At 63.7% G+C, this 12,596-nt stretch carries 14 protein-coding genes and 1 pseudogene; 1 reads left to right on the top strand and 14 read right to left on the bottom strand.

From position 1 onward, the window contains the following. Positions 1-23: 23 nt before the first annotated feature. Positions 24-557: a BON domain-containing protein gene (locus AB6804_RS22600; RefSeq protein ID WP_370888359.1), complete on the bottom strand. Its 534-nt coding sequence runs from the start codon at positions 555-557 to the stop codon at positions 24-26. A gap of 77 nt (positions 558-634) precedes the next feature. Here AB6804_RS22600 and AB6804_RS22595 point away from each other — a divergent pair, with 77 nt between their 5' ends. Further along, complete coding sequence (locus AB6804_RS22595) at positions 635-1,054, top strand: secondary thiamine-phosphate synthase enzyme YjbQ (RefSeq protein WP_035970438.1); 420 nt, start codon at positions 635-637, stop codon at positions 1,052-1,054. A 37-nt stretch (positions 1,055-1,091) separates the two neighbouring features. Here AB6804_RS22595 and AB6804_RS22590 read toward each other — a convergent pair whose 3' ends face one another. The 13 genes and pseudogenes from AB6804_RS22590 to gsiB form a co-directional block, all read right to left on the bottom strand. Continuing rightward, positions 1,092-1,862, bottom strand: a complete 771-nt coding sequence (locus tag AB6804_RS22590; RefSeq protein WP_370888358.1) for a CDP-diacylglycerol diphosphatase — start codon at positions 1,860-1,862, stop codon at positions 1,092-1,094. 227 nt (positions 1,863-2,089) lie between these two features. Then, a complete protein-coding gene (locus AB6804_RS22585; protein WP_035970447.1) occupies positions 2,090-2,410 on the bottom strand; it encodes a DUF4148 domain-containing protein in 321 nt (106 codons plus the stop codon). Between the two features lie 309 nt (positions 2,411-2,719). Continuing rightward, a complete protein-coding gene (gene hutG, locus AB6804_RS22580; RefSeq protein ID WP_370888379.1) occupies positions 2,720-3,532 on the bottom strand; it encodes an N-formylglutamate deformylase in 813 nt (270 codons plus the stop codon). Between the two features lie 415 nt (positions 3,533-3,947). Then, positions 3,948-4,457, bottom strand: a pseudogene (locus AB6804_RS22575) (HutD family protein); the annotation flags it as partial. Positions 4,458-4,512: 55 nt separating this feature from the next. After that, complete coding sequence (gene hutC, locus AB6804_RS22570; RefSeq protein WP_035968985.1) at positions 4,513-5,208, bottom strand: histidine utilization repressor; 696 nt, start codon at positions 5,206-5,208, stop codon at positions 4,513-4,515. Then, entirely contained in the window at positions 5,205-6,743 is a 1,539-nt protein-coding gene (hutH, locus tag AB6804_RS22565) for a histidine ammonia-lyase (protein ID WP_370888357.1), read from the bottom strand. Before hutH ends, hutC begins: the two co-directional genes overlap by 4 nt. Positions 6,744-6,874: 131 nt before the next feature. Continuing rightward, positions 6,875-7,348 carry a GNAT family N-acetyltransferase gene (locus tag AB6804_RS22560; protein ID WP_370888356.1) on the bottom strand — a complete coding sequence of 158 codons (474 nt, stop codon included), beginning with the start codon at positions 7,346-7,348 and terminating at the stop codon, positions 6,875-6,877. Between the two features lie 128 nt (positions 7,349-7,476). After that, positions 7,477-7,854: a fluoride efflux transporter CrcB gene (crcB, locus tag AB6804_RS22555; RefSeq protein ID WP_309766422.1), complete on the bottom strand. Its 378-nt coding sequence runs from the start codon at positions 7,852-7,854 to the stop codon at positions 7,477-7,479. A gap of 8 nt (positions 7,855-7,862) precedes the next feature. Next, positions 7,863-8,090: a hypothetical protein gene (locus AB6804_RS22550; protein ID WP_370888355.1), complete on the bottom strand. Its 228-nt coding sequence runs from the start codon at positions 8,088-8,090 to the stop codon at positions 7,863-7,865. 106 nt (positions 8,091-8,196) lie between these two features. Next, positions 8,197-9,222, bottom strand: coding sequence for a P1 family peptidase (locus AB6804_RS22545; RefSeq protein WP_370888354.1), 1,026 nt, complete (start codon positions 9,220-9,222; stop codon positions 8,197-8,199). After that, positions 9,219-10,109, bottom strand: a complete 891-nt coding sequence (gene gsiD, locus AB6804_RS22540) for a glutathione ABC transporter permease GsiD (protein WP_370888353.1) — start codon at positions 10,107-10,109, stop codon at positions 9,219-9,221. Before gsiD ends, AB6804_RS22545 begins: the two co-directional genes overlap by 4 nt. Before the next feature lie 7 nt (positions 10,110-10,116). Next, positions 10,117-11,037, bottom strand: a complete 921-nt coding sequence (gene gsiC / locus AB6804_RS22535; RefSeq protein ID WP_370888352.1) for a glutathione ABC transporter permease GsiC — start codon at positions 11,035-11,037, stop codon at positions 10,117-10,119. A 2-nt stretch (positions 11,038-11,039) separates the two neighbouring features. Continuing rightward, positions 11,040-12,596, bottom strand: coding sequence for a glutathione ABC transporter substrate-binding protein GsiB (gene gsiB / locus AB6804_RS22530; protein ID WP_370888351.1), 1,557 nt, complete (start codon positions 12,594-12,596; stop codon positions 11,040-11,042).

Raw genomic sequence — 12,596 nt, 5'->3', positions numbered from 1 at the left:
ATCGCCGGCCGCACCGGCGTCGCTCACGGTCTCGCTTTCAGCTTAGGCGATAGAACCGTCGTCCGGTCGATGATCTTCTCGACATCGGCGGTCTCGCCCAGTTCGGAGACGAAGCGCGTTTTGTCGAAATCGGGCGATACGCACCCGTCGATATAAATGAAGCGGCGCTGTAAGGTAAGCCACAGGCTCGTTTTCTCGCGCCAGTGCAGCGATGCGTTCAGCGCGTTGAGGCGGCGCGTGACGCTTTCGGCGATTTCCCTGTCGTAGCCGTAGCTGTTCGGCAGCCGGCAGCGGCCCGCGATCCAGCAGCTATTGCCGCGTTCGATGCGGTAGTGTGCATCGGCGAGCCATTCCTGCTCGGTTTGGACTGGGCCGCTCGGCGTCGGGCAAGCGACAATGGCGCTGGAGACGTGCAGGAAAGGATCGTTGCCGCGATTGACGGGCGTGTCGGCGGGCGTGTCGGCGGGCGCATCGGCGGCGTGCGCGGCGCGCAGCAGCGTCGCGATGACGACAGCGAGCACGCGCGTCGTATTCGTGGCGGAAAGCGATGGTCGCATCGGCGGCGGCGTCCGTGAACCTGCAATCGACAAGCATAGTCCATCAACGTGAACCCTCAACTCGATACGAGAACGACATGAAACAGGCACTTCACCATCTGAGGCTCGCCACGGGCTCGCGCGGGCTGCATGAAGTCACGCGCGATATCGACCGGTGGATCGATATGCAGGATATCCGCACCGGCCTGCTGACGGTCTTCTGCCGGCACACGTCGGCGTCACTGCTGATTCAGGAAAACGCCGATCCCGACGTGCGCGCGGACCTCGAACGCTATTTCGAAACGGTCGCGCCCGAAGCGCCGGGCCGTTATATCCACGACGCCGAAGGCCCCGACGACATGCCCGCGCATCTGCGCACGGCGCTGACGAACGTGCAGCTTTCGATTCCGGTCGAAGCCGGGCGCATGGTGCTCGGCACGTGGCAAGGCATCTATGTGTTCGAGCACCGGGCGTCACCGCATGATCGCGAACTGGTGCTTCATCTGATCGGCGAGTGAGCGCGTCGTGCAGACAGGAAGCGCTGTTCCTGCTGAGTCACGGTCTCTCGATGGACCGATCGGCTAAACCGCACGTGTGGTCCTGAAGCTCTTCCGACGACGCCCAGTCGCCAAAACCGACCTGATCGTTGAGCAGATAGAACGCGGGCGCGCCGTCGCTGCGGACCGCACCGGCGAGCAGCAGCGTCTGATCGCCCATCGCGCCGCCTTCGCGGGCGACCGTCGCCGCGAGCAGCTTGAACGGATCGGTGCGCGTGAGATCGGCATCGTCGATGCGCATCGCGCGGTAGCGATGCCCGCGCAGACGCATCGGCAACGGCGTCCACTCAGCGCCGATGCCCGGCCCCGCCGCGCGCAGCGCCTCGCCGACATCCGCGGCGAGGCAATCGATGTGAATGTGCAACTGGTTCTGCGAGCGCCCGCTCGCGGAATTGATCGCGAGCGAGGTTTCGTCGCGGGGCAAGGGGCGGCGCAGTGCGCCCTCGACATAGCGGCGGGCTTGCCATGCATCGCGCCAGTAATTCGGGGCATCGGCGGCGAGCAGTTCCGGACTCTCGATGCCGCTGACGCGCGCCGTCGGAATCAGCAGATATTGCGCGACCCCGACGATGTCCTTCAGCACCGCATAGCCGCCGGCGAGATCGACGTCCGCGCACGGTTGCCTGACGGGCGCGCCATGCGCCGCCGGGACGCACTGTCCGTTCACGATATTCCACAGCGCGTCGGGGTTCGCTGCGCGAGCGGGCGGGAGGATGAGCCCAAGCGCGGCGGCGACGCCGAATATGACGATCTTCCTGATGATGTGCATCGGCAGCAATCCGGCAGGCAAAAAGTTAGCGTGCCGAATTATGCATGCGAATCATGTCGGCGCTGCGGGAACGTCGGAAATCGGCCGCGCATGAAGAAAGCGCCAGCCGCGAACAACACGGCTGGCGCTTTCTGACTGCTTCCTGCGGTACTACGTACTACGTTTCTCGCACTTCACAGCTACTGCCAACGTCTACTGCCCAACGTCTACCGCTACCGCTCTTCGCCTTAATGGCCGAAGTACACCGAATTGCGATCCGACATCGAGATGGTCGCACCCGAACGCGAGCCCGACTGCGCCGTGCCGGCAGCCGACGGACCGTACGACGTTGCCGCGACGCCCTGTTCAGCGTTCACGCGCGCTTGCGCAGCCTGCAGATTCTGCGGATACGTCACGCGATCCTGCGACGGGTTGTAGCCGGCCTTCTCGAGTTGAACCAGTTCGCTGCGAACTTGCTCGCGGGTCAGCGCGCCGTTGTTTTGCGCGAAAGCGAAGGTCGGAGCGGCCAGAGCCGAAGCGATGACGAGAGCCGGAACAAAGGACTTGATCATGATGAAACCTCCAGTATCTTGTTTTGAGATCGAAACCAAAATCGGAAGCTTTTTAAGCGGTGTCTGATTTCGTTTCGTTGAAAACAAGTTTAGGAGCGCGGCGAACTAGGGGAAACCCCTATTTGAGCGAAAGATATTTGTTGAATCGACAACAATCGCGCTGGGGACGTGGGCGCTGCCGCGCGTGCACCGGCGAGATAGACCATTGATTTCAAAGAAGTTTTTTTCCATTACCGCACTTGAGCGAAGCCAGCGGCAGGCAGCGACCATTGCGCCTGCGTCAGCCCGCCGTCACTTCCACGTCAGTCAGGCTGCCGCGACGTACTCGACCGCCACTCCGAGCAATTCCCGCAATAGCGGCTGGACCTCGCCCGCGCGCGCTTCGTCGTACGCATAGGGCGATGATTCCTGCATGTAGGTCGCCTGCGTCAGTTCCAGTTGAACCGCGTGGACACCGTTCGCGGGATCGCCGTAGCGCCGTGTGATGTAGCCGCCCTTGAAACGTCCGTTGGCCACGCTGGAATATCGGCCGTCGCGATCGACGATTTCAGCGAGCCGCTCGGCAAGCCCCGCCGCCGCGGATGCGCCATCCGCCGTGCCGAAGTTGAAATCGGGCAGCCGGCCGTCGAAGAAGCGCGGCACGACCGAGCGGATCGAATGCGCTTCCCACAGCAGCACGCGGCCATGCGCGTCGCGCAGCGCGGCGAGTTCGGTCGCGAGGGCGTCGTGATACGGCTGCCAATACAGCGCGCGGCGCGCATCGATCTGTTCGCGCGACGGCGCATGCCCCGGTAGATAAAGCGGCTCCTTGTCGAAGGTATCGACGGGACAGAGGCCGGTCGTGTCGCGGCCCGGATAGAGATTCGCATCGTCGGGCGGACGATTCAGGTCGATCACGTAGCGCGCATACTCCGGCAGCAGAATCGACGCGCCCATCTCGCGTGCGAACGCATAGAGCCGTTCGAGATGCCAGTCGCAGTCATCGACGCGCAGCGCGGCGGGCGTCATTTCTTCGGCGAGCGCCTCCGGAATGCGCGTGCCTCGATGCGGAACAGAGATCAGAAGCGGCGCGGCGCCGCGTTCGAGCGTGTAGATGGAACAATCGTGGGTGGTTTCCATGTTGGCGGTCTCGGTCATTGGGCTTGCCGCGTCTTCGTCGGCGTGCAGCGAGAGGCGATCAGCTTGCGGCTGCTTATGGCATTTGCGGACGGGCGTTTCACCATGCTCGCAGAAAACTGCGCGGGAAAGCCAGTGCTCGCATGGATGTTCGCTGATGTCGGCATACGCTTCGTCCAGCACGATCCAGTCCGCGCGCATATCCGCCGCGAGCGTGCCGATGTGCGGCCCGTTCGCGCTTGCGCCGCTGTGGAGCGCGGCGTCGAAAAGACGGGCGAGCGGCAAGACGCAATGTCGACGCGAGCGAGCGCGACGCTAACCGCTTCGATGGCCACCAGCGCAGCGTCGCGGTTCAATTCGCCGCTAACGCCCGCGTAGTGCGCAAAGAACCGGCTCACGCGCTGTCTCGCCAATGCCGCTAAAGCTCGTCAATGCCGATGTGCAGCCACACGCCATCCTGCGTCGATGCGATTCGAACCGGCGTTCGAACCGTGCGCAGCATGTCGCCGGGATCAAGCGTCGTGCTTTCACCGTCGACGCTCAGGTTGCCGCTCACACAATGGATGAACGTGAGATCGTGCCGGCCCGTGAATTCGCAGAACGCACCGCGCCGCACCTCGACCGACGCCCGCGCCCGATCGCGCCGCACCATGACGTTGAAGTCGCGCGTTCGTCCCGCCAGCAGGCTCGCGTGAATCGCCGTTTCGCCTGCGAAGCGCGTCATCGCGAGCGGCCGATACAGTACATGCACGCGCCCGCCCGCTTCGGTGAGCCGCATGCCAGCGCCGTCGAGCAGCACGAGCACCCGATCGACGCCGGGGAACGCGGAGAACGCCCCATCCGCCGATACCTCCGCGACCGAGAGCCGCCACGCGAACGCATCGAGTGACGCGCCCGGCGGCCCGGCGGCGATCCCACGCGTGATGCCGCCGCCGTTCTTTCACGGCACGTCGATGAGCGAAGCAGCGCGGATGATCGTCAGGTCAAAAGTGTCCGGTGAACTGATAACGGTCGCCCGGGTGCCATAGATTCGCAACCGACGCGACCGCGTCGCGCGACCACGTGCGCCGATGCAGCAGCAGACACGGCTCGTGCTCGGTCATCGCGAGCGCGTGACGAATCCCGGCCGACGGCACCGACGCCTCGATCCGGTACTCCACCCGCTGCAACGGCGCGGCCACCATCAGATATTGATTCGGCGTGATCGTCGTGAAATCCTGCCGCGCGTACTCGGGCGCGAGCGCCGGGTTCACGTGGCGCTCCTCGAGTTGCACAGGCTCGTCGTTCTCGAAGTGCAGCACGCGCGAATGAAACACCGGGCTGCCGAGCGCAAGCTGCATTTCGGCGGCGAGCGTTTCATCGACGATGGATGCGCCCAGATGCAGCACTTCCGCGCGGTACGCATGGCCGCGGGCGACGATTTCATCGGAGATGCTGCGAATCTCGACCAGCGTCGACGCGTATTTGGGCTGCGCGACGAACGTGCCCGCGCCCTGCACGCGTGTCAGCACCTGCTCCGCCGTCAGCTCGCGCAGCGCGCGGTTCACCGTCATGCGCGCGACCTTGAATTCGCGCGCAAGCTCGTTTTCGGAGGGCACCTGATCGCCCTCCTTCCATTCGCCGACGTGAATGCGCGCGAGGATGTAATCCTTGATCTCGCGATACGCGGGCGTGCTCATGCGCTCGCTTCCGCCGCTTCCGATGCGAACGAAAACGGGCTGTGCCTGGCGATCTCGCCGTCCTGCACGAGCGTCGCGATGGCCGCGATATCGGGTGCGAAGTAGTGGTCGAGATCGTAGTGGGCAACGTGCGCGCGCAGCGTCTTCATCACGTTGTCGAGCCGTTCGCTCGTTTTGTGCGGCGCGCGCAGATCGACGCCTTGCGCCGCCGCGAGCAGTTCGATCGCCAGAATGTTGGCGGTATTGCTCGCGATATCGCCGAGCTTGCGCGCGGCGAACGTCGCCATGGAAACGTGGTCTTCCTGGTTCGCGGAGGTCGGCAACGAATCGACGGAAGCGGGATGCGCGAGCGTCTTGTTCTCCGATGCCAGCGCCGCCGCCGTCACGTGCGCGATCATGAAGCCGGAATTCACCCCGCCGTCGCGGACGAGGAACGGCGGCAGGCCGGACAGCGTCGCGTCGATCAGAAGCGCGATGCGGCGCTCGGCCAGCGCGCCGATTTCCGCTGCGGCGAGCGCGAGATTGTCGGCGGCGAACGCGACGGGTTCCGCATGGAAGTTGCCACCCGACAGCACTTCGCCGGTATCGGGGAAAATCAGCGGGTTATCGGAAACGGCGTTCGCTTCGATCAGCAGCACGTCGGCCGCGTGGCGCATCTGGTCGAGACAAGCGCCCATCACTTGCGGCTGGCAGCGCAGGCTGTACGGGTCCTGCACTTTCTCGCAATCCGCATGCGACAGATTGATGCCCGAGCCTTCCAGCAACGTGCGATACGCGGCTGCCGCGTCCATCTGCCCGCGATGCCCGCGCAACTCGTGGATACGCGCATCGAACGGCACGACCGAACCCGCCGCCGCATCCACCGACAGCGAGCCCGCCACCAGCCCGGTACGGAACAGGTCTTCGATTGCGAAGAGGTTGTACAGCGCGAGCGCCGCCGACGCCTGCGTGCCGTTGAGCAGCGCCAGCCCTTCCTTTGCCTGCAGCGTGAGCGGCTTGAGTCCGGCGACCGCGAGGCCGTCGATGGCGCTCGCACGTTCGCCGCGCACCATCACGTCGCCGATGCCGAGCAGCACCGTCGACATGTGCGCGAGCGGCGCGAGATCGCCCGATGCGCCGACCGAGCCCTTGATGGGGATGACCGGCAGCACGTCGGCGTTGAACAGCGTGATCAGCGCCTCGATCACTTCGCGGCGAATGCCCGAATGACCGCGCCCGAGACTCGACAGCTTGAGCGCCATCAGCAGGCGCACGACCGGGCGCGACATCGGCTCGCCGACGCCGACCGCATGCGACAGAACCAAATTGCGCTGCAGCAGTTCGAGTTGATCAGCCGGAATATGCGTGTTGGCGAGCCGCCCGAAGCCCGTATTGATGCCGTAAGCGGGATCGCCCTTGGCGGCGATCGCGGCAACGGCGCGCGCGCTCGCGTCGATGGCGGCGAAGCTCGCCGGATCGAGTCGCAGCGAGTCGGAGCCGCGTGCGATGCGGCGCAGTTGCGGCAGCGTGAGTTTCCCGGGCGTCAGCGTAATCATGTTTCGTCCTGTCTATACAAGTTAGACGCCAGTCTAAACGCGCATAAACAACGAAACAAGTGGGACTACGGGATTCCACTGAGACGAAATCCCGAAGATGCCGCCTCTTGTCTATACAGATGTCGCGAGCGTTACAGCACTTTTTCCATGACGAGCTGCACGAACCGCTGACCTCGCATAACGGCTGCGCGGGCGAGCAGCATCGTGAAGCCGCAATACTCGAAGAACGGCCGGCCCGTTGCGCTGGAATAGGTGTGCAGGACGCGAATGCCGGCTTCGTCGGCTTCGGCTTCGATGCGCGCGAGCAGCGCCGTCGCCACGCCTTTGCGCTGATGATCGGGGTGCACGAACATCATGTCGATGAGCCCGTTCTTCTCAAGATCGGCGAAACCGGCGAGCTGGCCGTCCGTGAACGCCACCCAGGTCGGGCGGCTCGCACGGGCCAGCGCCCATTCGTCGGCGTCGGCTTGCGCCCACGCTTCGATCTGTTTTTCGTTGTAATCGGCCGATGCCGTCTCGCGCACCGCGCGCAGAAACAGATCGATGATGCCGTCGAGATCGCTCGGCCGGTACGGTCTGATTTCGATAAGCGGGAACACGGACATGTCTTTCACCTTCTTTCTTGCGGTCAAGGAGTAAAGCCGCTGCAGACGCAGCGAAGTGGAGCGTCAGTTGACGCGGGACGAAATTGTAGGGAAGAGGCGCGCGGCAAACGCGAAAAGGTGTGGCGGCATCAGCTCGCCGCAGCGACGGTCGCGATCCCGAGCGCGGTCATCAGAAGCGACGCGCCGACGTGCGTCGCGATCTCGATGAACGCCCAGCCGAACCGTCCCTGCTGAAGATGCGCGACCACTTCCGCGGAAAACGTCGAGAACGTGGACAACCCGCCCATCAATCCGGTGATGACGAAGAGACGCCATTCGACCGAAATGTCCGGAAAGCGCGCGAAAAACGCCACCGCCACGCCGATGATGTACCCCGCGATGACATTGGCCGTGAAGGTGCCGAGCGGCAGATTCGGGAAGATGGCGTTCAGGCGCAGACCGAGCGCCCAGCGGAGCAGCGAACCGAGGCCGCCGCCGAGTCCCACGGCGAAAATCGACAGGTACATGAATAAACTTAGTGATCTGAATGAAAGTGCGCGAGCCGTTCGACGAGCGCAGCGCGACTTGGCTCGACGATCCATCCCCGCTCGTGCCGCAGATGCGCCGTCCATGTGCCGTCGCGCCGCGCTTCCCAGCAGCCCGCCTCGTGGCCGTCGATGAAGAGCGAGCCGCGCATGACCAGCGCGGGATCGGCGGGATCGAGCGCCATGTCATCGTTGTGTTCGAGCTTTACGTCGTGCATGAACGTCGCCTGCGAGAGCCAGCTATCGGCATTCTAACGATACTTCAGCCTCGCACCGTAACACGAACGACATTGCCGAAAGGCAATCGAGCGCCAGCGGGTCCGTTCAGGGTTGCGCTTTCAGTGCATCCGTCAGCGATGTGCGCCGGTGACCATCACGACCAGTCACGCTTTCCGCGCTGAAAAGCGCATCGAGCACGGCCTGTTCGATGCTGTCGGCAGTCGCCTGAAACAACGGATCGATGAAGGCATCGCTGAGGAGCGGCGGTATCGCGATGAAAGCGGCGTCATGCGGAACCGCGTACGCCGTCGAGAACGCCAGCGCGATGTCGCCGCTGCCGTGACCATAAACGGAGCCGGTGCGCGCGAGTCCCGCTGCGGCGCGCATCGCGAGGCGGCGCAGTTGACGCGAATCGAGCGGCGCGTCGGTGGCGACCAGCATGATGATCGAGCCTTGCTCAGGGCCGGCGTTCGATTGCATCGCCGCGTGCAGCCGACGCCCTGCCGCATCGCCCGCGATAGTGAGTTGCGGCAGGCGGCCGCAGTTCGCGAGCACGAGCGCGCCTGTCGTGTACGCGCGCCCTTCGATGTGCGCAATGCGTGAGGCCGTGCCGATGCCGCCTTTCAGTTCGAAGCACGACATGCCGCGTCCCGCCCCGACCGCACCACGCGCGAAGTCCTTCGAACAGGCGGCGAGCGCATCGCGGTAATGCGCCTCTTCGACGGCGAACGTCTGCATGTCGTTCAGATAGCCATCGTTGCATTCGAGAACGAGCGGATTCACGCTGGACCAGTCGCGCCCTATCTTCCCGTTTGCTTCGCAGGCCGAACGAATTTGCGCTTGCGCTATCGTGCTGACAGAGAATGTATTGGTCAACGCAATCGGCGTTTCGAGCACGCCGAGTTCTCCGATTTGCACCAGCCCGATGCTCTTGCCAAAGCCGTTGATCACGCACGCCGCAGCGGGAACCTTGCTGCGATACACGTCGCCGTCATGCGGACGCACGACGGTCACGCCTGTCTGCACGTCGCCGGCATCGAGCGTGCAATGTCCGACGCTCACGCCGGCGACATCCGCGATCGTGCCGCGTGCGCCCGCTTCCAGCATGCCGATATGCGGTGCATTCTTCATGGCCGGTCGAGCTTCGGATCGAGCGCATCGCGCAAACCGTCGCCAAGCAGATTGAACGCGAGCACCGTGAAGAAGATCGCGAGGCTCGGGAAGATCGCGACGTGCGGAGCCATCGTCATGTCGGCGCGCGCTTCGTTGAGCATCGCGCCCCACTCGGGCGTCGGCGGCTGCGCGCCCAGGCCGAGAAACGACAGACTGGCCGCCGTGATGATCGACGTGCCAATGCGCATCGTGAAGTACACGACCACCGACGATATCGTGCCCGGCAGAATATGCCGCACGATGATCGTCCAGTCCGATGCGCCGATGCTGCGCGCCGCCTCGATATACGTGAGATGTTTCAGCGCGAGCGTGTTGCCGCGCACGAGCCGCGCGAACGCGGGAATGCTGAAAATGGCGACGGCGAACACGACGTTCACCATGCCGTTGCCGAGAATCGCCACGACGCCGATTGCGAGCAGGATGCCGGGAAACGCGAACAGCACGTCGGAAATGCGCATCACGATGCGGTCCCACCAGCCTTCGTAATAACCGGCGAGCAGGCCGAACAGCGTGCCGATCACCGCGCCGATCACGACGCTCACCAGGCCCGCCGTCAACGAAATGCGGCTGCCGACGAGAATCCGGCTCAGGATATCGCGGCCCAGCGAATCGACGCCGAACCAGTGCGCGGCCGATGGTCCCGCGTTGAGCGCATCGTAATCGAAGTAGTTTTCTGGATCGTACGGTGCGATATAAGGCGCGATGACCGCAATGAAAACAAGCAGCAGCACGAACACCGCCGCGACCAGCGCGACATGCTGCTGCCTGAACTTGCGCCAAAACTCGCTCCACGGCGTGCGTATTTCCTGCTGGCCGCTGCTGGCGACTCTGGCGGTGACACTCATGCGTTCCTCATTTGAACCGGATGGTCGGGTTGATGACTGCATACAGCACGTCCACGACCAGATTGATGACGATGAATTCCAGCGAGAACAGCAGCACTTCGGCCTGAATCACCGGGTAATCGCGCATCTCGACGGCATCCACGAGCAGGCGTCCGAGGCCCGGCCAGTTGAACACCTTCTCGACGACGATCGAGCCGCCCAGCAGGAAGCCGAACTGCAGGCCCATCATCGTGACGACGGGGATCATCGCGTTGCGCAGGCAATGCTTCACGATGACCATCGGCTCGTGCACGCCCTTCGCTCGCGCGGTTCGCACGAAGTCTTCGCCCAGCACTTCGACGAACGATGCCCGCGTAAAGCGCGCCATGACGGCGGCCACCGCCGCGCCGAGCGTGAGCGACGGCAGCACATAGCTTTGCCAGCTGCCGTCACCGACGATCGGCAGCCAGCCGAGCTTCACCGAGAAGATCTCGATAAGCAGCATGCCAAGCGCGAACGCAGGAAACGATATCCCCGACACCGCGAGCGTCATGCCGATGCGATCGGGCCACTTGTTGCGCCACACCGCCGACACGATGCCGATCGTCATGCCGAACACCACCGCCCACACCATGCTGGCGAGCGTGAGCCATAGCGTCGGCATGAAGCGCTCGGCGATCTCGGTGCTGACGGGCCGCTTGCTGCGCGTCGACATGCCGAAGTCGAAGTGCACGACCTTGCTGAAGAAGCTCACGAGCTGCTGCGGCAGCGGCTTGTCGAGACCGAGATCGGCACGCACGAGCGCGACCGTTGCTTCGTCGGCTTCGGCTCCGGCTGCGAGACGCGCGGGATCGCCGGGCAACAGATGCACGAACAGAAACACCAGCACCGCGACGATGAAGAGCGTCGGCAGCAGGCCGAGCAGACGCTTCGCAAGGAAGTTGAGCATCGTTACTTGATGGCGATGTCATCAAAATTGAACGAGCCATCCGGCATCACGTACGCGCCGGAAAGCCGCTTGCTGCGCGCATAGACCACTTTCTCGGTGACGAGAAAGATCCACGGCGCATCGGCCCAGATGCGCTTCTGGGCGTCGGCGTAGAGCGCGGCTTTCTCGTTGCGGTCGGTGGTCGCGAGCGCCTTCTGCAAGTCGGCATCGACATTCTCGTTCTTGTAGTACGCCGTGTTCGACAGCTTCGGCGGCATGGACGAACTCGCAAGCAACGGTGATATCGCCCAGTCCGCTTCGCCCGTCGACGACGACCAGCCGATGTAGTACATCCGCACGGGCGCGGTGGCCGGATCGGGCGCGCTGTCCACACGCTGCACGCGCTGCCCCGCTTCGAGCGCCTCGACCGACGCCTTCACGCCCACTTGCCCGAGCTGCTGCTGCACGAACTGAATGATCTTCTGCGCGGTCGTGTGGTTGTAGCCGGACCAGAGCGTCGTTTCGAAGCCGTTCGGATAGCCCGCTTCCTTCAACAACTGGCGGGCCTTCGCCGGATCGTATTTCCACGGGCCGAGCTTCGTCGCATAGTCGACGCCCTGCGGCACGACGCCCTCGGACGGCATCGCATAGCCCGCGAACGCGACTTTCACGAGCGCTTCCTTGTTGATCGCATAGTTGAGGGCCTCGCGCACCTTCGGGTTATCGAAGGGCTTCTGGCCCATGTTCATGCTGATGTAACGCTGGATGATCGACGGCGCGGCAATGAGATCGACCTTCGGGCTGGACTTGAGCGTGGCCGCCTGTTCGAACGGCACCTGGAACGCGAAGTCCGCTTCGCCCGTCTGCATGAGCGCCGCTCGCGTGTTGTTATCCACGACAGGCTTCCAGTCGATCATGTCGATCTTCGGATAACCCTTCTTCCAGTAGCCCGCGAACTTCTTCACCTTCAGGTCGTCGGTCTGCTTCCATTCGACGAATTCGAACGGTCCCGTTCCAACCGGATGAAACGCGATCTCCTTGCCGTATTTCTGAAGCGCGGCCGGCGACATCATCACCGCCGAGGGATGCGCAAGCACGTTGATGAACGCGGAGAACGGAATCTTCAGCGTGACTCTGACCGTGTACGGGTCGAGCACTTCGGTCTTCTCGATCTTGTTGAAGAGGTTATAGCGCTTGAGCTTGTTCGCCGGATCGATCACGCGGTGGAACGACGCCTTCACGGCATCGCCGTTGAAGTCTGTGCCATCGTGGAACTTCACGCCCTGCCGCAGATGGATCGTATAGACCTTTGCATCGGGACTCGCTTCGTAGCTCGTGGCGAGCACGTTCTGGATCCTCATGTCCTTGTCGAAGCCGAAGAGCCCTTGATAGAACGACTTCGACACGGCCTGCGAGAGCGTGTCGTTGGCGTCGTAGGGATCGAGCGTCGTGAAGGTCGAAGCGACGGCCATGACCGCAGTGCTTTGCGCATACGCGGTCATGGAACCGCACGCGATCATCGAGGCGACTGCGCTCGCTGTGAACACGCGGCGCAGCGTGAGGGAACGAGAGGACGGCAT

The organism is Caballeronia sp. RCC_10, from assembly GCF_041360715.1.
Taxonomy (GTDB): domain Bacteria; phylum Pseudomonadota; class Gammaproteobacteria; order Burkholderiales; family Burkholderiaceae; genus Caballeronia; species Caballeronia grimmiae.
This window is presented reverse-complemented; position numbering and strand designations above follow the sequence as displayed.

What these genes read in the sequence shown, in the direction of transcription:
- AB6804_RS22600 (WP_370888359.1), bottom strand. Translation starts at nt 557, where the DNA reads ATGCGACCATCGCTTTCCGCCACGAATACGACGCGCGTGCTCGCTGTC.
- AB6804_RS22595 (WP_035970438.1), top strand. Translation starts at nt 635, where the DNA reads ATGAAACAGGCACTTCACCATCTGAGGCTCGCCACGGGCTCGCGCGGG.
- AB6804_RS22590 (WP_370888358.1), bottom strand. Translation starts at nt 1,862, where the DNA reads ATGCACATCATCAGGAAGATCGTCATATTCGGCGTCGCCGCCGCGCTT.
- hutG (WP_370888379.1), bottom strand. Translation starts at nt 3,532, where the DNA reads ATGGAAACCACCCACGATTGTTCCATCTACACGCTCGAACGCGGCGCC.
- hutC (WP_035968985.1), bottom strand. Translation starts at nt 5,208, where the DNA reads ATGAGCACGCCCGCGTATCGCGAGATCAAGGATTACATCCTCGCGCGC.
- hutH (WP_370888357.1), bottom strand. Translation starts at nt 6,743, where the DNA reads ATGATTACGCTGACGCCCGGGAAACTCACGCTGCCGCAACTGCGCCGC.
- AB6804_RS22560 (WP_370888356.1), bottom strand. Translation starts at nt 7,348, where the DNA reads ATGTCCGTGTTCCCGCTTATCGAAATCAGACCGTACCGGCCGAGCGAT.
- crcB (WP_309766422.1), bottom strand. Translation starts at nt 7,854, where the DNA reads ATGTACCTGTCGATTTTCGCCGTGGGACTCGGCGGCGGCCTCGGTTCG.
- AB6804_RS22550 (WP_370888355.1), bottom strand. Translation starts at nt 8,090, where the DNA reads ATGCACGACGTAAAGCTCGAACACAACGATGACATGGCGCTCGATCCC.
- AB6804_RS22545 (WP_370888354.1), bottom strand. Translation starts at nt 9,222, where the DNA reads ATGAAGAATGCACCGCATATCGGCATGCTGGAAGCGGGCGCACGCGGC.
- gsiD (WP_370888353.1), bottom strand. Translation starts at nt 10,109, where the DNA reads ATGAGTGTCACCGCCAGAGTCGCCAGCAGCGGCCAGCAGGAAATACGC.
- gsiC (WP_370888352.1), bottom strand. Translation starts at nt 11,037, where the DNA reads ATGCTCAACTTCCTTGCGAAGCGTCTGCTCGGCCTGCTGCCGACGCTC.
- gsiB (WP_370888351.1), bottom strand. Translation starts at nt 12,596, where the DNA reads ATGCCGTCCTCTCGTTCCCTCACGCTGCGCCGCGTGTTCACAGCGAGC.